This is a genomic window from Caulobacter sp. Root487D2Y (genome assembly GCF_001427165.1).
In the GTDB taxonomy this organism is placed as follows: domain Bacteria; phylum Pseudomonadota; class Alphaproteobacteria; order Caulobacterales; family Caulobacteraceae; genus Caulobacter.
In genome coordinates, this window is sequence record NZ_LMFD01000012.1 from 110,950 (window position 1) to 134,857 (window position 23,908).

The 23,908-nt window shown below is 67.3% G+C and carries 21 protein-coding genes and 2 pseudogenes; 6 read left to right on the forward strand and 17 right to left on the reverse strand.

The window, feature by feature from the left end:
- Positions 1 to 992: 992 nt before the first annotated feature.
- Complete coding sequence (locus tag ASD38_RS17790; protein WP_056462088.1) at positions 993 to 2,450, reverse strand: coniferyl aldehyde dehydrogenase; 1,458 nt, start codon at positions 2,448 to 2,450, stop codon at positions 993 to 995.
- 175 nt (positions 2,451 to 2,625) lie between these two features.
- Between ASD38_RS17790 and ASD38_RS17795 the strand changes: the two genes are divergently transcribed.
- Together ASD38_RS17795 and ASD38_RS17800 are read left to right on the forward strand one after the other, a co-directional pair.
- Positions 2,626 to 3,687: a GGDEF domain-containing protein gene (locus ASD38_RS17795; RefSeq protein ID WP_056439905.1), complete on the forward strand. Its 1,062-nt coding sequence runs from the start codon at positions 2,626 to 2,628 to the stop codon at positions 3,685 to 3,687.
- 101 nt (positions 3,688 to 3,788) lie between these two features.
- Positions 3,789 to 4,592: an enoyl-CoA hydratase/isomerase gene (locus ASD38_RS17800; protein ID WP_056439907.1), complete on the forward strand. Its 804-nt coding sequence runs from the start codon at positions 3,789 to 3,791 to the stop codon at positions 4,590 to 4,592.
- Positions 4,593 to 4,603: 11 nt separating this feature from the next.
- Here the strand turns inward: ASD38_RS17800 and ASD38_RS17805 are convergent, their stop codons facing one another.
- Together ASD38_RS17805 and lipA are read right to left on the reverse strand one after the other, a co-directional pair.
- Positions 4,604 to 5,056: a type II toxin-antitoxin system RatA family toxin gene (locus ASD38_RS17805; RefSeq protein WP_056439909.1), complete on the reverse strand. Its 453-nt coding sequence runs from the start codon at positions 5,054 to 5,056 to the stop codon at positions 4,604 to 4,606.
- 2 nt (positions 5,057 to 5,058) lie between these two features.
- Complete coding sequence (gene lipA, locus ASD38_RS17810) at positions 5,059 to 6,051, reverse strand: lipoyl synthase (protein ID WP_056439910.1); 993 nt, start codon at positions 6,049 to 6,051, stop codon at positions 5,059 to 5,061.
- An 83-nt stretch (positions 6,052 to 6,134) separates the two neighbouring features.
- Between lipA and ASD38_RS17815 the strand changes: the two genes are divergently transcribed.
- The 3 genes from ASD38_RS17815 to ASD38_RS17825 all read left to right on the forward strand — a co-directional run bounded on the left by ASD38_RS17815 (position 6,135) and on the right by ASD38_RS17825 (position 9,414).
- Positions 6,135 to 7,205 (forward strand): serine aminopeptidase domain-containing protein, encoded by a 1,071-nt coding sequence (locus tag ASD38_RS17815; RefSeq protein ID WP_056439912.1) that lies wholly within the window; start codon positions 6,135 to 6,137, stop codon positions 7,203 to 7,205.
- A 143-nt stretch (positions 7,206 to 7,348) separates the two neighbouring features.
- Positions 7,349 to 8,902 (forward strand): AMP-binding protein, encoded by a 1,554-nt coding sequence (locus ASD38_RS17820; protein ID WP_056462091.1) that lies wholly within the window; start codon positions 7,349 to 7,351, stop codon positions 8,900 to 8,902.
- Between the two features lie 116 nt (positions 8,903 to 9,018).
- Positions 9,019 to 9,414 (forward strand): DoxX family protein, encoded by a 396-nt coding sequence (locus ASD38_RS17825; RefSeq protein WP_056439916.1) that lies wholly within the window; start codon positions 9,019 to 9,021, stop codon positions 9,412 to 9,414.
- A gap of 74 nt (positions 9,415 to 9,488) precedes the next feature.
- Here the strand turns inward: ASD38_RS17825 and lpdA are convergent, their stop codons facing one another.
- The 13 genes and pseudogenes from lpdA to secG all read right to left on the reverse strand — a co-directional run bounded on the left by lpdA (position 9,489) and on the right by secG (position 21,680).
- Positions 9,489 to 10,889 (reverse strand): dihydrolipoyl dehydrogenase, encoded by a 1,401-nt coding sequence (gene lpdA / locus ASD38_RS17830; protein WP_056439918.1) that lies wholly within the window; start codon positions 10,887 to 10,889, stop codon positions 9,489 to 9,491.
- Between the two features lie 82 nt (positions 10,890 to 10,971).
- A complete protein-coding gene (locus ASD38_RS17835) occupies positions 10,972 to 11,448 on the reverse strand; it encodes a glutathione peroxidase (RefSeq protein WP_056439920.1) in 477 nt (158 codons plus the stop codon).
- Positions 11,449 to 11,466: 18 nt separating this feature from the next.
- Positions 11,467 to 12,786 (reverse strand): pyruvate dehydrogenase complex dihydrolipoamide acetyltransferase, encoded by a 1,320-nt coding sequence (locus tag ASD38_RS17840; RefSeq protein WP_056462094.1) that lies wholly within the window; start codon positions 12,784 to 12,786, stop codon positions 11,467 to 11,469.
- Positions 12,787 to 12,798: 12 nt separating this feature from the next.
- Positions 12,799 to 12,882 (reverse strand): annotated as a pseudogene (locus ASD38_RS24205) (aldehyde-activating protein); the annotation flags it as partial.
- Positions 12,883 to 12,951: 69 nt separating this feature from the next.
- Positions 12,952 to 13,371, reverse strand: a pseudogene (locus tag ASD38_RS25160) (GFA family protein); the annotation flags it as partial.
- On the reverse strand, positions 13,292 to 14,674 hold the full coding sequence (locus ASD38_RS17850) for a pyruvate dehydrogenase complex E1 component subunit beta (RefSeq protein WP_056462097.1): 1,383 nt from the start codon (positions 14,672 to 14,674) through the stop codon (positions 13,292 to 13,294). The gene ASD38_RS17850 and the pseudogene ASD38_RS25160, both read right to left, overlap by 80 nt.
- Positions 14,671 to 15,702 (reverse strand): pyruvate dehydrogenase (acetyl-transferring) E1 component subunit alpha, encoded by a 1,032-nt coding sequence (gene pdhA / locus ASD38_RS17855; protein WP_056462099.1) that lies wholly within the window; start codon positions 15,700 to 15,702, stop codon positions 14,671 to 14,673. Before pdhA ends, ASD38_RS17850 begins: the two co-directional genes overlap by 4 nt.
- Positions 15,703 to 15,864: 162 nt before the next feature.
- Complete coding sequence (locus tag ASD38_RS17860) at positions 15,865 to 16,161, reverse strand: FtsB family cell division protein (protein WP_028041682.1); 297 nt, start codon at positions 16,159 to 16,161, stop codon at positions 15,865 to 15,867.
- A 354-nt stretch (positions 16,162 to 16,515) separates the two neighbouring features.
- Positions 16,516 to 17,796, reverse strand: coding sequence for a phosphopyruvate hydratase (gene eno / locus ASD38_RS17865; protein ID WP_056462102.1), 1,281 nt, complete (start codon positions 17,794 to 17,796; stop codon positions 16,516 to 16,518).
- 105 nt (positions 17,797 to 17,901) lie between these two features.
- Complete coding sequence (locus ASD38_RS17870; protein WP_056439932.1) at positions 17,902 to 18,930, reverse strand: retroviral-like aspartic protease family protein; 1,029 nt, start codon at positions 18,928 to 18,930, stop codon at positions 17,902 to 17,904.
- A 184-nt stretch (positions 18,931 to 19,114) separates the two neighbouring features.
- Positions 19,115 to 19,297 (reverse strand): 50S ribosomal protein L32, encoded by a 183-nt coding sequence (gene rpmF / locus ASD38_RS17875; protein ID WP_007671126.1) that lies wholly within the window; start codon positions 19,295 to 19,297, stop codon positions 19,115 to 19,117.
- Between the two features lie 116 nt (positions 19,298 to 19,413).
- Entirely contained in the window at positions 19,414 to 21,066 is a 1,653-nt protein-coding gene (locus tag ASD38_RS17880) for a CTP synthase (protein ID WP_056462105.1), read from the reverse strand.
- 77 nt (positions 21,067 to 21,143) lie between these two features.
- Positions 21,144 to 21,680: a preprotein translocase subunit SecG gene (gene secG, locus ASD38_RS17885; RefSeq protein ID WP_056462108.1), complete on the reverse strand. Its 537-nt coding sequence runs from the start codon at positions 21,678 to 21,680 to the stop codon at positions 21,144 to 21,146.
- 153 nt (positions 21,681 to 21,833) lie between these two features.
- Here secG and ASD38_RS17890 point away from each other — a divergent pair, with 153 nt between their 5' ends.
- Positions 21,834 to 22,352: a GNAT family N-acetyltransferase gene (locus tag ASD38_RS17890; RefSeq protein WP_056439939.1), complete on the forward strand. Its 519-nt coding sequence runs from the start codon at positions 21,834 to 21,836 to the stop codon at positions 22,350 to 22,352.
- Between the two features lie 749 nt (positions 22,353 to 23,101).
- Here ASD38_RS17890 and tpiA read toward each other — a convergent pair.
- Positions 23,102 to 23,863 (reverse strand): triose-phosphate isomerase, encoded by a 762-nt coding sequence (tpiA, locus tag ASD38_RS17895; RefSeq protein ID WP_056446793.1) that lies wholly within the window; start codon positions 23,861 to 23,863, stop codon positions 23,102 to 23,104.
- Between the last annotated feature and the right edge of the window lie 45 nt (positions 23,864 to 23,908).

Consider the following 23,908-nt stretch of genomic DNA (forward strand, 5'->3'; position numbering starts at 1 on the left):
GAAGCGTCCTGGATGACGTTGGGGACACGCACTCACGGCAAGGCCTGTGCGAGCTTGGCGAAGGTCGTGGTGTGAGTGCGCGTCCCCGTCGGCGGGCGTCTACGCCCGGCGGATAGCGGACGAAGTTAAGCGATTTCAACGTCCTGAACTTTCTCGACCCGATTTGGTCCTCACCCCTTTCGGCCACCCGCATAATGCTCCCACCTGAAGGCATGGGGAGGGCGCACGTACGGCGACCGCTGCGGCTTTCGGGGGTGGTCGAGCGGGAAGCGCTCGTCGGTGGTCTTCAGTGACAGCCTTCGCGACGGTCCTGGGCAGGTTCCTTGCAACACAGGACGAAACCCAGGCGGCGGGGGATCGACGGACGCGGCAGGGCCGGGNGTCGGTGGTCTTCAGTGACAGCCTTCGCGACGGTCCTGGGCAGGTTCCTTGCAACACAGGACGAAACCCAGGCGGCGGGGGATCGACGGACGCGGCAGGCCTGGGCTGAAATCGCCCAGGCGGTCCGGAGAGCGCCAACTCTCCGCCCGTCGGGGGCCTCCATCGGAGCGGGTTAAAAATCCGCGATCCGAAGGCTTCCGGATAACGGTTCCACGCGAAGCGCCTGACTTCGTCGAAACGGTATTCAAAACTGCAAATNTCCGCCCGTCGGGGGCCTCCATCGGAGCGGGTTAAAAATCCGCGATCCGAAGGCTTCCGGATAACGGTTCCACGCGAAGCGCCTGACTTCGTCGAAACGGTATTCAAAACTGCAAATCATCCGGGCGAGGCCCGGGCGCTTCGCACCCTTCCCATCAGCTCAGCGGTGATCCGCGTGAGGCGGCGAAGCCGTGCATCCAAGGTCCTCCCCCCGTGGGGGAGGTGTCGGCGAAGCCGACGGAGGGGGGAGTGATCGGCCGATGGCCAAATCTACGATCAGCCGCCCTAATCCTCCCCCCACCGATCGCTGCGCGATCGCCTCCCCCACTGGGGGAGGGCCTGTGCCTCCCACCCTACTTCTTGATCTGCCCCGCCAGATACTTGCGGATCGCCGCGCCATAGGGCGGACGCAGGGCCAGCATCGGGGCGATGTCCTTCTTCAGCTGATGGAACACCGCCTTCCTGTGGCTGAACTCCATGAAGCCGTCGCGGCCGTGGTAGCTGCCCATCCCCGCCGGGCCGACGCCGCCGAACGGCAGGTCCTCCTGGGCGACATGGAAGATCACGTCATTGACCGTCACCCCGCCGCTGGTCGTGCGGTCCAGCACCATGTCGCGCTCGACGGCGTCGGTCCCGAACCAGTAGAGCCCCAGCGGCCGGTCGTGGGCGTTGATGTAGTCCACCGCCTCCTCGACCTTGCCGTAGGTCTTCACCGGCAGAACCGGACCGAAGATCTCATCCTGCATCACCGTCATGTCGTCGGTCGGATTGAGGATCAGGGTCGGGGCGATCTTGCGATGCTCCTGCTGGCTGAGATCCTCGCCGGCCGGATTGATCTCGACGATCGTCGCGCCCTTGGCCCGGGCGTCGTCCACATGCCCCTTGATCCGGTCATAGTGCCGCTGGGCGACCACGGCGGTGTAGTCGGGATTGTCCTTGAGGGTCGGGAAGGTCCGGGCCACGGCCGCCTTGGCCTCGGCCACGAAATTGTCGATCTGGTCGGCCGGCGCCAGCACATAGTCGGGGGCCAGGCAGATCTGGCCGGCGTTCAACGTCTTGCCGTTCATGATCCGCGCCGCGGCCGTGGCCATGTCGGCGCCGCGCGACAGGATCACCGGGCTCTTGCCGCCCAGCTCCAGGGTCACCGGAACCAGGTTCTCGGCCGCAGCCCGCATCACATGGCGCGCCACCGACGTCGCCCCGGTGAAGACCAGGTGGTCGAACGGCAGGCTGGTGAAGGCCTGCCCGACCTCGGGCCCGCCGGTGATCACCGCGATTTCCTCCTCGGAGAAGACCTTGGCGAACATCGTCTTCATCAGTTCGGAGGTGATCGGCGTGAATTCGGACGGCTTGATCATCGCCCGATTGCCGGCTGCCAGCACGCCGGCCAGCGGCGCGAAGGTCAGGTTGACCGGGAAGTTCCACGGGCTGATCACCCCGACCACGCCCTTGGGTTGGTACTGAACCTCGGCCCTGGCGCCGAACAGGCCCAGGATCGCCGGCGTGGTCTTGCGTTTTTCGGGACGCATCCACTTGGCGAGGTTTTCCTTGGCGTATTTCAGCGGACCGATCGAGCCGGCGATGTCGGTCAGGCCGGTGGCGTCCTTCGAACGCGCCCCGAAATCGGCGTTCAGCGCCTCGGCGATCTCGACCTGGTGATCGACCAGCAGGCCGATGCAGCGATCGAGCCAGTCGATGCGGCGTTCAGCGGTCGGGGCCCCCTGTCGCAGGTGCGCGGCCTTCTGCGCTTCGAGGATTTTCAGAAGCGAGGCCTTGGACGATTCCAGGTTGAGGTTGGCGGGCGCGTTCACGGTCAGGTTCCTCCCAGCGGCCTACGGGCTCATCTTATCGCTGTTCACAATGCTGCTGGCGGGAGAAACACGCAAGTGAACGTCGTTCGTTCTTAACGGCTCGTTTGAACTCTTCAGCCTAGATTACCTCTCCAAGCGCGCGTCCGAGTGATGCGGCGCTGTTGGGGGACTAGAGATGTCGGACGTCGAGACCACGCTGCGCGGCCCTGAAGCCTACAAGATCGCCGGCCGCGCGCTGAGCCTGATGGAGCGCCACCAGGTCTGGCCGACCGCGCTGAACTTCGAGCTGTGGACCCACTTCGTCGCCGATCCCGACGGCGCGCTGGCCCGCGAACTCACCCGCCTGATCTCGCTGGGCGAACCGCTCACCGAGCTGCTCAGCGAAGAACTGGCCGCGACCTATCTGCCCAAGGCCAAGCTGAACGAACAGATCCGCGACGCCGGCGACTTGCTGAGCAAGGAACTGGAATCGGTCTCCAAGGCCATTCAGGACGCCCAGAAGAGCAACTCCGCCTACGGCAAGACGTTGACTGGCGCGGCCAAGGAATTGGACGCTTCGCAGGACGTCGGCAAGCTCAAGGCCGTCGTCAGCGGCCTGGCCGACGCCACCCGCCGCGTCCAGAAAGAAAACAAGTCGTTGGAGACCCGCCTGGCGGAATCCACCGCCGAGGTCGACCGTCTGCGCGAACACCTGGAACAGGTGCGCCGCGACGCCACCACCGACGGCCTGACCAACCTGGCCAACCGAAAGGCCTTCGACGAAGAGCTCGACCGCGCCTGTTCCGAGGCCGACGAAGCCGGCACCACCATCTGCCTGGCCGTGCTCGACATCGACCACTTCAAGGGCTTCAACGACACCTGGGGCCACCAGACGGGCGACCAGGTCATCCGTTACGTCGCCAGCGTCATCGGCCGCGTGGCCGCCCCGCCCCGCTTCGCCGCCCGCTACGGCGGCGAGGAGTTCGCGATGATCTTCCCGCGGGAGTCGGCCGCCATCGTCGCCGGCACGCTCGAGGAAATCCGGGTCGAAGTGTCCTCGCGCATGCTCAAGCGCCGCTCGACCAACGAGGACCTGGGCGCGATCACCATCTCGTCGGGCTTCGCCGAGCGTCGCCCGGGCGAGACCGGCCACTCGGTCATGGAACGCGCCGATGCGGCGCTCTACACCTCCAAGCGCGGCGGCCGCAATCGCGTCACCGCCGCCGAGAGCAAGCCGAACTCGGCCAACGCGGCCTGATTTGAGCGCCCTCAACGAGGGCGTCTCAGATTTTTCTGGTCTTCCCCAAGGTTAGTCGCGCCTAGACTCCGGCAAGAGCGACAAAGCCTTGGGAGGACGTCATGACCTACGAGAAGATCCGGCTCGAGGCCGCCGACGGCCTGGCCGTCATCACCCTCGCCGATCCCGCCACCCTCAACGCCGCCAGCCTGGAGATGGCCCGCGAGCTGGCCCACGCCTTCAGCTCGGTGGCGGCCGGCAAGGTCGCGGCGCGCGCCGTGATCCTGACCGGCGAAGGCCGCGGCTTCTGCTCGGGCGCGAATCTGTCGGGGGGCGGCGCGGCCGGCCGCGAGGCCGATGTCGACGGCAAGCCGGACGCCGGCTCGGCCCTGGAAAGCACCTACAACCCGCTGGTCAGCCTGCTGCGCGACTTCCCCCTGCCGATCGTCACGGCGATCAACGGGCCGGCCGCCGGGGTCGGCTGCTCGATCGCCCTGCTGGGCGACATCGTCGTGGCGGCCGAGAGCGCCTATTTCCTGCAGGCCTTCCGACGCATCGGCCTGGTGCCGGACGGCGGCTCGACCTACCTGCTGCCCCGCCTGATCGGCAAGGCGCGGGCCATGGAGATGATGCTGCTGGGCGACAAGATCCCGGCCGCCACCGCTCTGTCCTGGGGCCTGATCAATCGCTGCGTGCCCGACGCCGAACTGATGGCGACCGCCACGACCATCGCCAAGGAGCTGGCCGCCGGTCCTGCCGCCCTGTCGGCGATCCGCAAGCTGGTCTGGAACAGCCTCGACGCCGACTGGGTGGGTCAACTGCATGCCGAGCGCCATGCCCAGAAGGCGGCCGGCAAGACCGACGACTTCATCGAGGGCGTCAGCGCCTTCCTGCAGAAACGCCCCGCGGCCTTCAAGGGGCGCTAGACTAGGAGCCGCTAGGCTTTCACGCCGTAGATCGTCCGGGCGCGGTCCTCGAAACAGCCGATCAGCGTGTTGGCCGCCCGATCAAGATTGGCGGCCAGCATGGCGTCGAGGATCTTCGACTTGAACGCGAAGTCGATGACGAATTCCACGGTCGTTCCAGCCTCGTGCGGCGAGAAGCGCCACTGGTTCGAGAGCCGCTTGAACGGGCCGTAGAGCAGGCTGACGTCCACCGTCAGGGCGGCCGCGTCGCGCCGCACCCGGGTGGCGAACTTCTCGCGCAGGAACGAGAACCCCACCTGGGCCTCGGCGTCCACGGTCGAGACCTGGGCGTCGGCGCGGCCGTTCCAGGTGCGCATGGCCGTGATCCACGGCACGAACTGCGGATAGGCCTCCACATCCCCGACCAGCGTGAACAGCTGCTCGGGCGCATAGGGCAGCACCCGGGTGACGACGTGACGGTGCAAGACTAGGCGCTCTTGGCGTCCAGCGCCCGGCGCGCGGCCTGCAGCTTGGCGAAGTCCTCGCCGGCGTGGTGCGACGAGCGGGTCAGCGGGCTGGCCGAGACCATCAGGAAGCCCTTGGCCCGGGCGATGGCCTCATAGGCCTTGAACTCGTCGGGGGGCACGAAGCGATCGATGGCGGCGTGCTTGCGGGTCGGCTGCAGGTACTGGCCGATGGTGATGAAGTCGACGCCGGCCGAACGCATGTCGTCCATCACCTGCATGACCTCCTCCTTGGTTTCGCCCAGGCCGACCATCAGGCCGGACTTGGTGAACTGGGAGGGATCGCGCTCCTTGACCCGCTCCAGCAGGCGCAGGGAGTGATAGTAGCGGGCGCCGGGGCGGATCTTCAGATAGAGCCGCGGCACGGTCTCGAGATTATGGTTGAAGACGTCCGGACGGGCGTCGATGACCACGTTCTCGGCCCGGTCCTTGCGCAGGAAGTCCGGGGTCAGGATCTCGATCGTCGTGCCCGGCGCGGCGGCGCGGATGGCCAGGACCACCTGGGCGAAGTGCTGGGCGCCGCCGTCGGCCAGGTCGTCGCGATCGACCGAGGTGATGACCACGTGCTTGAGGCCCATCTTGGCGACGGCCTCGGCCACGCGGCGGGGTTCATCGGCGTCCAGGGCGTTGGGCAGACCGGTCGTGACGTTGCAGAAGGCGCAGGCCCGCGTGCAGATTTCGCCCATGATCATCATGGTCGCGTGCTTCTGGCTCCAGCACTCGCCGATGTTCGGACAAGCGGCCTCTTCGCAGACCGTGGTCAGCTTGTGATCGCGGACGATGCTCCGGGTCTCGTTATAGCCGGGCGAGCCGGGCGCGCGGACACGCAGCCATTCGGGCTTGCGCAGGACCGGCGTATCGGGGCGGTTCTGCTTTTCGGGGTGACGGACGGCGCGCTCTTCAGAAGGGGGGGCCTCGGAAGCGCGGGCGTTCAGCGTGTCGATCAAGGTGACCATAACGGCCTAGATCGGCCTTCTTGGCCTCCGGATCAAGCTTGTGTTCTTGCATGTGACGCAAAGGCGCGAAAAGAGTGCCTGGAATGCGTCGCCGTCTCCCTGTTGCAGCCTGGGCTTGCCTGCTGGCCTTGCCGCTCGTCTCCTGTGGCGACGAGGGCGCCCGCGCGCCGTTCGCGGAGAGCCGGACGCCCCCGTCCCTGGACGTTCGGTTCCAGCCGCCGGCGGGCTGGGCCTGGGGCTATGTGAAGGTCGGAGACGACCTCGTGCAGCGCTACGGCGTCTCCGCGCCCCATGGCGCGCCGAGGGGGCAGATCCTGATCCTGCCGGCCTATGGCGAGTCGGCCGAGGGCTGGTTCGAGACAGCCCGCGATCTCAACGACAGAGGCTACGTCGTCTGGATCCTGGAGCGGCAGGGCCAGGGCGGGTCCGAACGCGCCGCCCCATGGCGCGACCTGGGCCACGCCATCAGCTTCGCGCCCGACGTCACGGCGACCAAGGCGATGGTCAAGGCGGTGATCCGGCCGCCTCAAGGGGGCGTGGGGGGCCGCGACCCGTTCGTGATCCTGGGCGCCGGCGACGGTGGGCTGGTCGCGTTGCGAGCTCTTGAGGAAGGTCTGCAGGCCGATGTCGCGATCCTCTCCGCGCCGACCTTCGATCTGGCTGATCCGCCGCGCGCCAAGAACGACCTGATCCACCTCGCCCGCTGGGCGCGGGGCCTGAAGCTGGGCTTCGTGCGCTACCCTGGGCAAGCCGGCTGGAAGCGCGACGGCCAGGACAGCTTCGGCGCCAAGCTCACCCACGATCGGGCGCGCGGCGCGGTGCAGCAGGCCTGGCAACTGGCCAATCCCGACCTGCGGATGGGCGCGCCGAGCCTGGCCTGGTACGCGGCCTTCTACGACGCGGTGGACGCCACGGGACGCGACCTGAAGCGGGTTGACACCCCCGTCGTGATGCTGGACGCGGGAAAGGACGTCAAAGCCCTGCCGCGCCCCCAGAGCACGACCTGCGCCGCCCTGCCCCGCTGCGTCGAGATTCGCTATCCCGCGGCGCGCCACGCCCTGCATCTGGAGACAGATTCGGTGCGCGATCCATGGCTGAAGGCGATCGACCAGACCCTGCGCCCTCGCAAGGCTTCTCCGTCCGCCAGGCCTTGAACGACAAGGGGTCGAGCGCATTTTAGAAGGACCGGTGCGCTTCCGCGCACGGAACGGGTGTTTGCAAAGCGACACGCCGTCGCTAGGGTCCCGCTTCAATTAGACGAGCGCGCGACGTCGCGCTTCCGGGAGGTTTCGCCGGCATGCCGGTAGTTTTCAATACGCAGGACGGCCAGAAGGCCCTCTTCGACGCCCTGCTCGACGCTCGCGACAAGTACGGCGCCAAAAAGCTGATCCTGGAGGACCAGGACCGCAATCCACTCAGCTACACCGACCTGGTGCGCGCGAGCTTCGCGCTTGGCCGCAAGATCGCGGCCATGACCAAGCCGGGCGAGCATGTCGGCGTGCTGCTGCCGTCGGGTTCGGGGGCGGTGGTGACCTTCTTCGCCCTGCACGCCTTCGGCCGGGTGCCGACCATGCTCAACTTCACCGCCGGCCTGCGCAACCTGCGCGCCGCCTGCGAGCTGGCTGGGGTCAAGCGCGTGCTGACGGCCCACAAGTTCATCGAACTGGGCAAGCTGCACGACATCGTCGACGCCCTCGAGGCGAAGGCGACGATCACCTATCTGGAAGACGTGCGCGGCACGATCGGCATTGGCGACAAGCTGTTCGCCGCCGTGGCCGGGGCCTTCCCACGCAGACTCCGCGCCCACGCCAAGCCGTCGGACCCGGGCGTGGTGCTGTTCACCTCGGGCAGCTTCGGCGCGCCGCGCGGCGTGGTGCTGAGCCAGGCTAACCTGGTCTCCAACGCGATGCAGATCGCCGCCCATATCGAACTGGATCCGGACTGGGTGTTCTTCAACCCGCTGCCGGTGTTCCACTGTTTCGGGCTGACCGGTGGAGTGATCCTGCCGCTGCTGACCGGCATGAAGGCCTTCCAGTATCCCTCGCCGCTGCACACCAAGCAGATCCCCTCGTTGCTGAAGGACGCCAAGGCCTCGGTGCTGCTGGCCACCGACACCTTCGTCAACCAGTACGCCCGGGCTTCGGAAAGCGATGAACTTTCTGGCCTGAAGTTCATCGTCTGCGGCGCTGAAAAGGTTCGGGAAGAGACCCACAACCTCATCAACGAGAAATTCGGCCCGGTGCCGGTTCTCGAAGGCTACGGCGCCACCGAGGCTTCGCCGGTGATCGCGGTCAACAAGCCCGACGACAATCGCCGGGGGACCGTCGGCGGCCTGCTGCCCGGCCAGGAATGGAAGATCGAACCGGTCGAAGGCATCGCCGGGGGCGGCCGCCTGCTGGTGCGCGGTCCCAACATCATGTCGGGCTATCTGCGCGAGGACGGCGGGGTCGACGCCCCCGAGGGCGGCTGGCACGACACCGGCGACGTGGTCACCGTCACCGACGATCTGTGGATCACCATCAAGGGCCGGGTGAAGCGCTTCGCCAAGATCGGCGGCGAGATGGTCTCGCTGACCGCCGCCGAGGATCTGGCCAGCGCCGTGTGGCCCGACGGCCGCCATGCCGTCATCTCGATGCCCGACAAGAAGAAGGGCGAGAAGCTGGTCCTGGTCACCGATCGGCAGGACGCCGCGGTCACCTCGCTGGTGGCCCACGCCCAGAGCATTGGCGCGCCCGAGCTGGCGGTGCCCCGCAAGATCCTCAAGGTCACCCAGGTGCCGGTGCTGGGCAGCGGCAAGACCGACTATGTCGCCATCCAGCGGATGGCCGATCAGGACGCCAAGGCCGCTTGATCGTGATTGGGGACGCGCGTCCCCGGCCGTTCCGATGGCCCGACCTCAGTACAGTGCGCGTCCCGGGACGACAGCTTTCCTTGTCGCCGCGTCGATAACACCAGAGGGGAAATCACATGGAACGACTGATCGTATGGACGCCGCGCGTCCTCAGCCTGTTGCGGATCATCGCCGCCCTGCTCTTCATGGAACACGGCCTGATGAAGGTGTTCCATTTCCCGGCCGCCCAGCCCGGCGCGCCGGACCCGCTGCCGCCCATGCTGCTGGCCGCCGCCTGGCTGGAGATCGTCGGCGGCGCCTTGCTTGTGCTGGGCTTGTTCGCCCGCCCCGTGGCCTTCGTGCTGTCCGGACAGATGGCGGTCGCCTATTTCCTGGCCCACTTCTCGCAAGGCTTCTGGCCGGGGCTGAACGGCGGCGAGCCGGCGATCCTGTTCTGCTTCGTCTTCCTGTACCTGGCCTTCGCCGGCCCAGGCGAATGGAGCGTCGACGCCCAGGTGCGCAAGCGGCCGTAGACGCCCGCGTCGATCAGCAAAAAGGGCGGCGCTCGGATCGAGCGCCGCCCTTTCCTTTTGCCCCTAGGTCAAGCCTAGATGTGCAGGACGCGGCCGTAGGCGTCGAGCGCGGCTTCGTGCATGGCTTCCGACATGGTCGGGTGGGCGTAGACGATGCCGTGCAGGTCTTCCTCGGTGGCTTCCAGCGTGATGGCCGTGACGAAGCCCTGGATCATCTCGGTGACCTCGTGGCCGATCATGTGGGCGCCGATCAGGGCGCCGGTCTTGCCGTCGAACACCGTCTTGACGAAGCCCTCGATCTCGCCCGCCGCCACGGCCTTGCCGTTGACGCGGAACGGGAAGCGGCCGGCCTTGACGTCGATGCCGGCGGCCTTGGCCGCGGCTTCGGTCATGCCCACCGAGGCGACCTGCGGATTGGCGTAGGTGCAGCCCGGGATCGGCGAGTTGACGGCGGGCGTCTTGTAGCCGGCGATGTGCTCGGCTGCGTGAATGCCCTCGTGGCTGGCCTTGTGCGCCAGCCACGGCGGGCCGGCGGCGTCGCCGATGGCGTAGAGGCCAGGCACGTTGGTCTCGCCATGCTTGCCGGTGACGACGTGGCCGCGATCCATGTTCAGGCCGATGGCGTCCAGGCCCTCGGTGTTCGGCGCGATGCCGACCGCGACGATGCAGACGGCGGCGGTCAGGGTCTCGGCCTTGCCGCCGACCTCGATGGCCACCGAGACGCCGTCCTTGGTCTTCTCGACCTTGGTCACCTTGGCGCCGATGCGGAAGGTGATGCCGCGCTTCTCGAAGGCCTTCTGGGCGGCCTTGGAGACTTCGGCGTCCTCGACCGGCATGATGCGGTCCACGGCCTCGACCACGGTCACCTCCGCGCCCAGGGCGCGGTAGAAGCTGGCGAACTCGATGCCGATGGCGCCTGAGCCGATGACGACCAGAGACTTGGGCATGGTCTTGGGGGCCAGGGCGTCGCGATAGGTCCAGATCTTGTCGCCGTCCGAGACCGCGCCGATGGCGGCGATCTCGCGGGCCCGGGCGCCGCTGGCCAGGATCACGCTCTTGGCCTGGATCGTGCGGCTGCCGCCGGCCTTCAGGGCCACGACGACCTTGGGCGACGGGCTGCCCTTCTCGAGCTTGGCCTCGCCCTCGACGACCTCGATCTTGTGCTTCTTCATCAGGAAGGCGATGCCCGAGGACATGGTCTTGGCCACGCCGCGCGAGCGGTCGATGATCTTGGCGAAGTCGAACGAGGCCTTCTCGACCGACAGGCCGTAGCCGCCCAGGTGCGACAGCTGCTCGTAGATCTCGCCGGACTTCAGCAGCGCCTTGGTCGGGATGCAGCCCCAGTTGAGGCAGATGCCGCCCAGGGCCTCGCGCTCGATGATCGCCGTCTTCAGACCCAGCTGGCTGGCGCGGATCGCGGCCACATAACCGCCGGGGCCGGCCCCGATGACGACGACGTCGAATTCCGTGGACATGTCTTTCGTATCCTAGCTTTTGACGCCGTCGGGGGGAGCCGTCAGCGTCGGTCGATCGGCCTAGGGCCGGTCCAGGAGAATCTTAAAGCAGCGCCTCGACGGCGAGCTTGAGGTCTTCAGGCTTGGTGGTGGGGGCGAAACGCTCGACGACCTCGCCGTCGCGGCCGACTAGGAACTTGGTGAAGTTCCACTTGATCGCCTCGGTGCCCAGCAGGCCCTTCTGCTCATGCTTGAGATAGGCATAGAGCGGATGGGCCGAAGGGCCGTTGACGTCGATCTTGGCCAGGACCGGGAACGTCACGTCGTAGGTCAGCGAACAGAAGTTCGCGATCTCCTCGGCGTTCCCGGGCTCCTGCGCCCCGAACTGGTTGCAGGGGAAGGCCAGGACCGCGAAGCCCTTGTCCTTGTACTCCCGGTACAGCGTCTCCAGCCCCTCGTACTGCGGGGTGAAGCCGCACTTGCTGGCCGTGTTGACGATCAGCAGCACCCGGCCGCGATAGTCGGCCAGGCTCGCGTCCTGGCCGTCCAGCGTCTTGGCGGAGTAGTCGTAGACGGACATCCCTGCCCTCCCCTTCGATTAGACGATCAGGGTCAGCGGCTCTTCGATCAGCGGCTTGAAGGCGGCCAGGAACTTGGCCCCGATGGCGCCGTCGACCACGCGGTGGTCGCAGGTCAGGGTGACGGTCATCACCGTGGCCACGGCCAGCTGGCCGTCCTTGACCACCGCACGCTGCTCGCCGGCCCCGACGCTCATGATCGCGCCCTGCGGCTCGTTGATGATCGAGGCGAAGGCCTTGATGCCGAACATGCCGAGGTTGGAGACTGAGAAGGTGCCGCCCTGGAATTCCTCGGGCTTCAGCTTCTTGGACTTGGCGCGGGCCGCCAGGTCCTTCACCTCGGCCGAGATCTGGGCCAGGCCCTTGGTCTCGGCGGCGCGGACGATCGGGGTGATCAGGCCGCCGTCGATGGCCACGGCCACCGCGATGTCGGCGTGATGGTGCATGGCGATGCCCTCGGGCGTGTAGGAGGCGTTGGCCTCCGGCACGCGCTTGAGGGCCACGGCCACGGCCTTGATGATGATGTCGTTGACCGACACCTTCACGCCCTGGTCGGCCAGCAGGCTGTTGATCTTGCCGCGCGCGGCCAGCAGGGCGTCGATCTCCAGATCGATCGTCAGCGGGAAGTGCGGCACGTCGCGGAAGCTGTCGGTCAGGCGGCGCGCGATGGTCTTGCGCATGCCGTCCAGCGGGACGAGGTCGTAGGAGCCGGCGGGGATGCCCTGCTGCTCGAGCGACAGGTGGGCGCGGGGCGCGGCGGCGGCGGTCGAGCCGGCCGCGGGCGCCGAGGCCGGAGCGGCCTTGGCGGTCGCGCCGCCCTTCTGGGCGGCCTCGACGTCGGCCTTGACCACGCGGCCGTGCGGGCCCGTGCCGGCGATCGCCTTCAGGTCCAGGTTCGCGGCCGAGGCCAGGCGGCGGGCCAGCGGCGAGGCGAACACGCGGTCGCCGGCCTGAGCCGTGCTTTGGGCGGCGGCGGGAGCCGGCTTGGCGGGCGCGGCGGTCTCGCCGGCGACCTGGACCGGCGCGGCGGGAGCCGGAGCGGCCTTCGGGGCCTCGGCGGCCGGGGCGGCCTTGGCGGGCGGCGGCGCGGGGCTCTCGCCCTCGCCGGCCAGCTTGGCGATCAGGGCGTTGACCTTGACGTTCTCGGTCCCGGCGTCGACCAGGATGGCCTCGATCACGCCTTCGTCGACGGCTTCGACTTCCATCGTCGCCTTGTCGGTCTCGATCTCGGCGATCACGTCGCCGGCCTTGACGGTGTCGCCGACCTTGACGTGCCACTTGGCGAGGGTCCCCTCCTCCATGGTGGGCGACAGGGCGGGCATCAGGATGTCGATCGACATTGAGCTTCTTCCTCAAGCGTTCGGGACGGCTTCGACCAAAGTGGTCGGCGTCCATTTGGCCTTGCGACGGGCAAGGCGTTGTTCGTCCGTTTCGTCGTGATAGTCCAGCCGTTCAGGCTCGCGATCGGCGAAACCCGGCAGGTCGGTCCCCACGACGTTGAGGGTGGCGTAGGCCTGGCCCTCGTCCTCGATCATCGCCGCCACGTAGACGGCGCATTCCCGGCAGATCAGGAAATCCACCGCCCGCCGCCCGAACCGGTAGCGCATCAGCGATCCCGGAGCGGCGGTGATGTGCAGGCGGCTGCCCGGATCGCTTGTCGTCCGCGAGCCCTGCCGACGGCAGAACGAGCACTGGCAAGCCCGAAAGGCCAGCTCGGCCACCGGCTTGCCGGGGTCGAGCTGCACGTGCACCGCGCCGCAGTGGCAGGAGCCGTTGAGGGTCTGACTCATGAGGGCCTCCCTGCCCGCTCGCACAGGCCTGGGCCTAGAGGAGCGGACCGGACGATCACCGGTAGCAGACCGCCTTGGCCGCCTTGACGATCTTGGGGACCGACGGCAGCGACAGGGCTTCCAGGTTCGCCGCATAGGGCAGCGGCACGTCTTCCTGGTGAACCCGCAGCGGCGGGGCGTCCAGGTAGTCGAAGCCGAACTCGGTGATGCGGGCGACGATCTCGGCGCCGACGCCCATCGGGCCCCAGCCTTCCTCGACCGTCACGAGACGGTTGGTTCGCTTGACGCTTTCCAGGATCGTGGCGTGGTCCATCGGACGGATCGTGCGCAGGTCGACGACCTCGGCCTCGATGCCTTCCTTGGCCAGCTCTTCGGCGGCTTGGAGGGCGAAGCCGACCATCCGCGAATAGGTGGCGATGGTGACGCTCGGACCGGTGTGGCCCTCGGCGACGAAGCGGCGGATCTTGGCCTTGCCGATCGGCACGACCCAGTCCTCGACGTCCGGGATGTCGAACTCGTGGCCGTACATCATCTCGTGTTCGAGGAAGACGATCGGGTTCGGATCGCGGATGGCCGCCTTCATCAGGCCCTTGGCGTCGGCCGCGTCGTAGGGCGCGACGACCTTCAGGCCGGGAACGTTGCCGTACCAGGCCGCGTAGTCCTGGCTGTGCTGGGCGCCGACCCGCGAGGCCGCGCCGTTGGGGCCGCGGAACACGATCGACGACTTGATCTGACCGCCCGACATGTACAGCGTCTTGGCGGCCGAGTTGACGATCTGGTCGATCGCCTGCATGGCGAAGTTCCAGGTCATGAACTCGACGATCGGCTTCAGCCCGGCCATGGCCGCGCCGACGCCCAGGCCGGCGAAGCCATGCTCGGTGATCGGGGTGTCGATGACGCGCTTGTCGCCGAACTCCTGCAGCAGGTCGCGGCTGACCTTGTAGGCGCCCTGGTACTGGGCGACTTCCTCGCCCATCAGGAAGACCTTGTCGTCGCGGCGCATCTCTTCGGCCATGGCGTCGCGCAGGGCGTCGCGGACCGTGATCTTCTTCAGTGGCGTGCCTTCCGGGATTTCCGGATCGGCGAAGGTCGAGGCGGCCGAGATCGGCGCCGCGGCGGGCGCGACGACCGGAGTCGGAGCGGCTTCGGCGACGGGCGCGGCGGCCTGAGCGGCGGCCGGGGCCGGCGAAGCGGCTTCACCCTCGCCCTTCAGCTTGGCGATCAGGGTGTTGACCTTCACGTTCTCGGACCCGGCGGGCACGATAATGGCTTCGATCACGCCTTCATCTACGGCTTCGACTTCCATCGTCGCCTTGTCGGTCTCGATCTCGGCGATCACGTCGCCGGCCTTGACGGTGTCGCCTTCCTTGACCAGCCACTTGGCCAGGGTCCCCTCTTCCATCGTCGGGGACAGGGCGGGCATCAGGATGTCCGTCACTGGGCGGCCTCCAGGTATACGTCGGTGTAGAGTTCGGAAGGATCGGGCTCGGGGCTGGTGCGGGCGAACTCGGCCGCCTCGGCCACAATGCGCTTCACCTCGGCGTCGACGACCTTCAGATCGTCCTCGGTGACGCCGGCCTTGGCCAGGCGCTCCTTCAGGTGGTCGATCGGGTCGCGCGTCTGCTTGACGTTGTCGACCTCGTCCTTGGTCCGGTACTTGGCCGGGTCGGACATCGAGTGGCCGCGATAGCGATAGGTCTTCATCTCGAGGATGAACGGGCCCTGGCCGCTGCGGGCGTGCTCGGCGGCGCGGGCGCCGGCCTCGGCCACGGCGATCACGTCCATGCCGTCGACTTCCTCGCCCGGGATCCGGAACGAGGTGCCGCGCTTGTGGAAGGCGGTCTCCGACGCCGAGCGCTCGACGCTGGTGCCCATGGCGTACTGGTTGTTCTCGATCACGTACACGACCGGCAGCTTCCACAGCTGGGCCATGTTGAAGCTCTCGTAGACCTGGCCCTGGTTGGCCGCACCGTCGCCGAAATAGGCGAAGGCGACGTTGCCGTTGCCGCGATAGTGGTTGTTCAGCGCCAGGCCGGTGCCAAGCGAAACCTGGGCGCCGACGATGCCGTGACCGCCGTAGAAGCCGGTTTCGATGTCGAACATGTGCATCGAGCCGCCCTTGCCGCGCGACGAACCGCCCGCGCGGCCGGTCAGCTCGGCCATGACTTCGTTCGGGTCCATGCCCGCGGCCAGCATGTGGCCGTGGTCACGGTAGCCGGTGATGATCTGATCGCCCTTGACCTTGATCGACTGCATGCCGACCGCGATGGCTTCTTGGCCGATGTAGAGGTGGCAGAACCCGCCGATCAGGCCCATGCCGTACAGCTGGCCGGCTCGCTCCTCGAAGCGGCGGATCAGCAGCATGTCCTGGTAGAATTTCAGAAGCTCGTCCTTGCCGACGAAGGCGTTGACACCGGTGGCATCAGCCTTCCCCGCGGGGGCTTCACCCTTGCGCGTACGCGCCATTCAACTCTCCCTGGCCAATCTTCATCGCGGCCTACTCCTGGACGCCCACCGGCCGAATGAACCTTCGGTTCCGCGTAGGTGGAGGTCCTTTGTCAAACCCGAAACGGGCCAGGCTCGCCTGATCCGCCGGCAGAGCCGAGGACCGGGTCTCCCACCAAACGCTCAGCGCGGGGTGCGGATCACATAGTCCTTGGGGTCGGCATATCCCAGGAGCGAACGCGCGCGTTCTTCCAGGAGGTCCGCCGACAAACTGCCGCTGCGTAATAGACGAGCACGGGCCTCCAGGTCCATCCTTTCGGCGCGGATCTTCTTCAACTCCAGCGTCTTGGCGGCGAGATCTGCGTTGCGCTGCGACGTCGACAACAGTCCGCGTTCGCCCGTCAGGGCGTGAAACACGAAGTAGGTGATCAGCAGAAGGAGCGCCGCGGTCGGCAGAAGAGGTTGCAGTCGGGCGAACATCAGCGATTCCCAGGAGGGTAGGTTTACCCTGCCCGATCAGGCTTAACGCCTTACTAAACGGGGGGTTTGAGCGAGTGGAGGCAAGACCTCGAAAGCAGCTCTCCAACACTTTCATTTGAGATGGTTTCAAGGGCATCTAGATACCGCGTCGCAGCATCTGAACAGCGGTTCGGCGGCGTTTTCTGCGGCGGTGCGGTGCGCGACGGCTTTTGCTTTTAGAAAAATTGTTGGTGAATTTTGGCGCCCGGCGCCTCGAAAGCGGGCGATCGAGGTCTCCAGCCTGAGAATCGTAGCGTTTGAAACGAAAAAGGCGGCGCTGGAAGCGCCGCCTTTCATCGTCGTGGACGCTGGATCTTAGCGGCCCTTGAGCACCGCGCGACCGGCATAGACAGCCTGATCGTCGAGAGCTTCCTCGATACGCAGCAGTTGATTGTACTTGGCCAGCCGGTCCGAGCGGGCCAGCGAACCCGTTTTGATCTGACCGCAGTTCAGGGCGACCGCCAGGTCGGCGATGGTGCTGTCCTCGGTCTCGCCCGAGCGGTGGCTCATCACGCTGGTGTAGGCGTTGCGGTGGGCCAGATCGACGGCGTCGATGGTTTCTGACAGGGTGCCGATCTGGTTGACCTTGATCAGGATCGAGTTGGCCAGGCCCTTGTCCAGGCCCAGCTGCAGGCGCTTGGGGTTGGTGACGAACAGGTCGTCGCCGACCAGCTGAACCTTCTTGCCCAGCTTGTCGGTCAGCAGCTTCCAGCCTTCGAAGTCGTCCTCCGACATGCCGTCCTCGATCGACAGGATCGGGAACTTGTCGGCCAGGTTGGCCAGGTAGTCGACCATCTGGGCCGGATCCAGGCTCTTGCCTTCGCCTTCCAGCTCGTATTTGCCGTTCTTGAAGAACTCGGTGGCGGCGACGTCCAGGCCCAGGACGAAGTCCTCGCCAGACTTGTAGCCGGCCGCTTCGCCCGCCTTGACGATGAAGGCCAGCGCGTCCTCGGCCGAGCCGAGGTTGGGGGCGAAGCCGCCTTCGTCGCCGACGTTGGTGTTATGGCCGGCGTCCTTCAGGGCCTTCTTCAGGCCGTGGAAGATCTCCGCGCCCATCCGCAGGGCCTCGGCGAAGGTCGGGGCGCCGGTCGGCAGGATCATGAATTCCTGGATGTCGATCGGGTTGTCGGCATGGGCGCCGCCGTTGATGATGTTCATCATCGGCACCGGCAGGACGCGAGCCGAGACGCCGCCGACGTATTTGTAGAGCGGCAGGCCGGCCGACTCGGCCGCGGCCTTGGCGGTGGCCAGCGAGACGCCGAGGATGGCGTTGGCGCCCAGGCGGCTCTTGTTGGGCGTGCCGTCCAGTTCGATCATCAGGTTGTCGATGCGGCGCTGGTCTTCGGCGTCGACGCCCGACAGCGCGTCGAACAGCTCGCCGTTGACCGCGTCCACAGCCGCCTTGACGCCCTTGCCGCCGTAGCGGCCCTTGTCGCCGTCGCGCTTTTCGACCGCTTCGTGGGCGCCGGTCGAGGCGCCCGACGGCACGGCGGCGCGGCCAAAGGCCCCGTCTTCCAGGACGACGTCGACCTCGACCGTCGGATTGCCGCGGCTGTCCAGGATTTCGCGGGCGATGATGTCGACGATCTCGGTCATGGGAGCTCCCCTTTCAAAAGGCGCTTCCCCTTAGCGGCGCGGACCCCGAACCGCAACCGGCGCTCGCTGGATCGTCGGAACGAACGTTCGGCCCGCGCCCTCTTCTCAAGCCTCCAGGATGGGCGGGGTCCAGCCCTTGCCGAGACGGAACTTCACTCGGTCCGATCCGAAGTCGAGCTCGACCCGGGCGAACATCTTCAGCACGTCGACGCCGAGCAGCACGGCGGGCCGGCTGTTGAGGTTCCAGACGTCGAAGATGTGCAGATCGGCCAGCACCAGCGGCAGGTTGGTCATTCGCAAGGCGCCCAGTTCTATCGAGCGGACGACGCGCATCTCGCCCATCGTCTCCTCCCCCGCCGCGCCGATCAGCCGAATGGCCATGGAGGGCTCGGGATGGCGGCGCACACGCAGCTTGATCGCCTCGGCCAGGGCCATGTTGCCCATGCTGGCGCCGGAACCGGAGTCGATGAAAGCCACGCAGCGCACGCCGCTGACCCGGGCGTTGGCGACCGCCAGCCGGCCGAAACGAGCGTCCGCGAGCACCGAGACCTCGCGCACGCCGGGGAAGGCGCCGGACAGGGCGGTGCTGCGACGGACCTCCAGCCGCTTGCGGCGAAAATCCATGATGACATTGCGGTTCTCGAGCATGTCGACGCCCAGCAGGCCGTCCACGCCCAGGCGCTCGGGCGGGAGCACCGGCAATTCGGAGTCCTTCATGCGCGAATCGCCGGCCACCATCAGCCCCACCTTGGCCGTGGGGGTCAGGGCGGAGCCGCCGACCCCGTGCAGCATCACGGTGCGGCCTGGTTCCAGGCCCAGCCGGGCCACCAGCGTCGTCGACAACGCGCTGCGGTCGGCGCCGGTGTCGACCACGAAGTTGAACGGCCCCTGCTCGTTGATGAACACCTCGACCGTCATGCGGTCGGTCGCGTCCAGCGCCGTGTCGAGCAGGAAGGGCGGAGCCTCGGCCTCGGCCGGTGGAAGCACGCCGGCCGGCGCCGGCGGGGCCGGCGTGGGCGAGGTTTGCAGCGACGTCTTCTGCAGCAGCGGCGCGGGCGTCGAGGATCGAGCCCAGGCCTGCTCGGCCATCAGCGACAATCCCAGTCCCGCCGCGAGGTTTCGGCGTGTGAGCATGGGTGAATCTCCCTGCCGCCAAGATAACACGGTTTTTCGACAGCGTTGTCGAAATAGCCGCCGTTTGACGCGCGGGAAAAGCAGTTCATCGAAGGCGGGAAAAAGCGAAAAGGCGGCGGTCCGGAGACCGCCGCCTTTCAAGCTTTCGTCTTGTCGTTCCGCCGGGGCGGAAACGGACCGAAGGCTAGTCTTCCTTCGGCGTCAGGATCTGCTTGCCGTTGTACAGACCGGTCTTCAGGTCGACGTGGTGCGGACGGCGCAGTTCGCCCGAGTCCTTGTCTTCCACGAAGGAATTGGCGCCCAGGGCGTGGTGCGACCGGCGCATGTTCCGGCGAGAAGGCGAAGTTTTTCTTTTGGGAACGGCCATCGAAGTGACTCTGCTCGCTGAGCTTGAAAATTAGAGACGGCGACTCGGGGAAGACCCAGGCCGCCGTGTGAGGGCGCGCTTATGCCTGAAACTCTCCGGAGATGCAACCGGGCTTGTTAGACGAGTCGTCCCTGCTCTTTCGCCGCCGCGATAAAGCTGGCGAACAGGGGGTGCGGGGCGAACGGACGGCTCTTCAGTTCGGGGTGATATTGCACCCCGATGAACCACGGATGGTCCTCGCGTTCGACGATCTCGGGCAGCACGCCGTTGGGCGAGCGGCCGGTCAGCTTCAGACCGGCGTCCTCCATCAGGTGGGCGTAGCCGATGTTGACCTCGTAGCGGTGGCGGTGGCGCTCGCTGATGTCGGTGGTCCCGTAGATCTCGGCGACCTTCGAACCGGCCGTCAGGACGGCCTCGTAGGCCCCCAGGCGCATGGTGCCGCCCAGATCGTCGTTGCTGCGCCGCTGGACGGTCTCGTTGCCCTTGATCCACTCGGTCATGATCCCGACCACGGGACGCTCGGTGGGGCCGAACTCGCTGGACGAGGCGTCCTTGATCCCGGCCACGTTGCGCAGGGTCTCGATGACCGCCATCTGCATGCCGAAGCAGATGCCGAAGTACGGCACCTTGCGTTCGCGGGCGAACTGGGCGGCGCGGATCTTGCCTTCCGCGCCCCGCTCGCCGAAGCCGCCGGGCACCATGATGGCGTGGGCGTTCTCCAGGCGGGCCGCGGCCGCGCCCTCGTCGCCCTCGAAGGTCTCGCTCTCGACCCAGTCCAGGTTGACCTTGACCTTGTTGGCCAGGCCCCCGTGGTGCAGGGCCTCGATCAGCGACTTGTAGGCGTCCTTCAGGACCGTGTACTTGCCGACCACCGCGATGGTCACTTCGCCGTCCGGGTGGTTGACCGTCTGGTCGATCGCCTCCCAGCGCGAGAGGTCCGGCTTGGGCGCGTCGCCCATGCCGAACACGTCCAGCACCTCGGCGTCCAGGCCTTCCTTGTGGTAGTCGATCGGCACCGCGTAGATCGACGATGAGTCCATCGCCTGGATCACGGCGCTGGGACGCACGTTGCAGAACTGGGCGATCTTGCGCTTTTCCTCGACTGGGATCTCCTGCTCGCAGCGGCACAGCAGGATGTCGGGCTGGATGCCGATCGAGCGCAGTTCCTTGACCGAGTGCTGGGTCGGCTTGGTCTTCATCTCGCCGGCCGTCTTGATGAACGGCAGCAAGGTCAGGTGCACGTAGCAGCTCTGGTTGCGCGGCAGATCCTGGCGCAGCTGGCGGATGGCCTCGAAGAACGGCAGGCCCTCGATGTCGCCCACCGTGCCGCCGATCTCGACCAGCACGAAGTCGACCGGCTTCTCGCCCGTCTCGTCGAGCGCCGGCGACAGGACGAAGTCCTTGATCTCGTTGGTGACGTGCGGAATCACCTGGACGGTCGCGCCCAGATAGTCGCCGCGACGCTCCTTCTCGATGATCGTCTTGTAGATCTGGCCGGTGGTGATGTTGTCGGCCTTGGTCGCCGAGACGCCGGTGAAACGCTCGTAGTGGCCGAGGTCCAGGTCGGTCTCGGCGCCGTCGTCGGTGACGAACACCTCGCCGTGCTGATACGGGCTCATCGTGCCCGGATCGACGTTGAGATAAGGGTCGAGCTTACGAAGGCGAACCTTGTAGCCGCGAGCCTGCAGGAGCGCTCCGAGCGCTGCGGAGGCGAGGCCTTTTCCCAATGAGGAAACCACGCCGCCGGTGATGAAGATGTACCGGGTCATGGGCGATCAGATTAGCCGCGATTCGGGGCAAGCGGCGAAAAGACCGCCGTTCATCAACAGTAAAATGCCGCCGACCCTTACTGGGCCGGCTTTTGGTCGGTCGGAGCCGGAGCGTTGATCACCGGAACCGGCGCGGCGACGGGAGCCTTGGCCGGGGCCTTGGCGGCCGGCGCGGCGGGCTTGGGCGCCGAGACGGTCGGGGTCGGTGCGCTGATCTGCGGAGTCGGGGCTTCGATCGCGGCCGGACCGGCGGCCGCCGGCGCGGACGGGACCGGAACGGTCGTCGTCGGGGCCGGAGCGGTCGGACCCGCCGGCAGCGGGGCGGCGTTCAGGGTCTTGCTGTCCAGGCCGTCGAGCTTCAGGCGATCGACCACCGAATTGCTGGAGCCCATGCGGCCCGTCAGGATGGTCAGGGCCAGGCTGATGATCAGGAAGATCGAGAACAGGATCCAGGTCGTGCGCGTCAAAAGGTCGCCCGCGCCCCGCGCGGTCATGAAACCGCCGCCGCCGCCGCCCATGCCTAGAGCGCCCCCTTCGGAGCGCTGCATCAGCACCACGCCGATCAGGGCGATGCAAACGATGATGTTGATGGTCAGCAGAACGCCGATGAGCATGTCTAAATCGATCTCGATCCGGGCGACGGACGTTTCCGCCGTGAAAAACGAAGCGGCCCCTCTATCACTTGCAAAGGGCACGCGCCATAGCTGGGGACGAACCGGCTTCACTCAAGACCATTCCTCCAGTCCGCATCGGGTCCATTCTCGCGCATGATCCTCGAGACCGAACGCCTTAGCCTGACGCCGCTGACCCTTGAGGACGCCCCCCTCGTCTACCCGTTCATGAGTGATCCGGAGGTGATGGCCCACTGGGACCGGGCCGCCATCGAGGATCCCGACGAGGTCGCGGCCGCGGTCGCCTCCCAGGTGGCCGAGATGGAGGAGCGCCGGGCGATGTACTGGGGGATCCGCCTGACCAAGACCGGCCGCTTCCTGGGCTATTGCGAGCTGCTCGACCTGGATTGGCGGCATCATCGCTGCGAACTGGGCTTCATCGTCGCCCGCGAGGGCTGGGGCCGGGGCTACGCCACCGAGGCCGCCGCCGCCCTGCTGGCCTATTGCGCCTCGACCCTGGGCCTCAAGCGGATGATCGCCCGCACCCACGTCGGCGACGGCCGGGCCGAGAAGGTGCTGCAGAAGCTGGGCTTCGAGCAGGAGGGCTATCTGAAGGGCCACGTCGACCGCGACGGCGAACGCCGCGACTGCCGAATCTTCGGGTTGTTGTTCTAGGGACAGGGGTCTCTCCGAAGGGCTCCGTGTGGCGACCGCTTGCCCCCACCTGACCGCTTCGCGGTCGTCTTCCCCCACAGGGGGAAGAGGGACTGTGCGCGCGTCCTCCGCCCCCTGTGGGGGCGGACAGACCGCGAAGCGGTCAGGTGGGGGCAAGTGTTCGCGGGCACGGCGTCACAGACACGGCGTCTCGCCCTCGAGCTTTCGCGACGAGTGGGTGGGGAGGCGCGGAGCGGTCCGGGCCCAGCCCGGATGACCGTGAGTTTGAGTGTGCGTTTCGGCTAGACCTGACCGCTCCGCCGAACCGTTTTGACCGAGGGACGTCGATTGAGGGCCTGTTTCATCCCGATCGACGTTTCCCCTCGGACGGGCAGGATCAGGTCGCCCGGAAGGGGCCGTCAGCGACTCCGACTGATCCTGGAACAGGCCGGTTTGAACGTTCCGGCCCCGTCGACCCCGGCTGTCCGGCGTTCGTCCGTCCCGGGCCTTGGATCCTTCTGAGACCCGCTTCCCGACACGCCCGCCCGCCAGGCCAGCCCGGCCCCGCTCGGTTCGATCCCCATCGCCTGCTTGGGCCGGTACCAAGAGCCCTCCCCCGCGATGGGGACCTGTTCAGTATGGCGAGGTTCTCGATACGCCAGGGTTGGTGACGCTGATTTTTCGCAGGGCGTTGGGATCGTTGGGGTTCTTCGCGGCGCTGACGGGGATGGACGGCGCTGGATCCCCGCGCCGTGTCTGTTCCGCCCCCTCTAAGCCGCCGCGATGATCGCCAGGAAGTCCGCTGCCTTCAGCGAGGCGCCGCCGACCAGGGCGCCGCCGACCTCGGGGGTCGCCAGGATCTCGCGGGCGTTGTCGGGCTTCACCGAGCCGCCGTAGAGGATGGGCACGGTCGCGCCGTGATCGCCGAAGCGCTCGACCAGCACCGCGCGCAGCGCCTGGTGGACGTGCTCGATGTCGGCCGGGGTCGGCGTGCGGCCGGTTCCGATGGCCCAGACCGGCTCGTAGGCCACCGAGAAGGCCTGACCGGCCAGGCTGGAGGGCAGCGAACCGCGGGCCATGCCGGTGACCACCGCCTCGGCCTGGCCCGCGTCGCGCTGGGCCAGGGTCTCGCCAAAGCAGATGATCGGCTCCAGGCCGGCGGCCAGGGCGGCCTCGACCTTGGCCGACACCAGGGCGTCGCTCTCGCCATGGGCGGCGCGCCGCTCGGAGTGGCCGAGAATCACCAGCTGGGCGCCGGCGTCGACCAGCATCGCGGCCGAGATGTCGCCGGTGTGCGGCCCCGAGGCGGCCGGGTGGCAGTCCTGGCCGCCGACGATCACCGCTTCGCCGGCCATGGCCTGGGCCATCCGGTGCAGCAGGGTTGCCCCCGGACAGATGGCGACGCGGGCGGCGGGCGGCTTCTCCGACAGCGCCGCCGCCACCGCGCGGGCCTCGTCGAGCGAGGCTTCAAGGCCGAACATCTTCCAATTTCCGGCGATCAGCGGCCGGGGCGTGGTCAGCGAAAGGGTCATGCGCCCGGTTTGGGAACCCAGGCGGGTTGGAAGTCAAGACCGCTT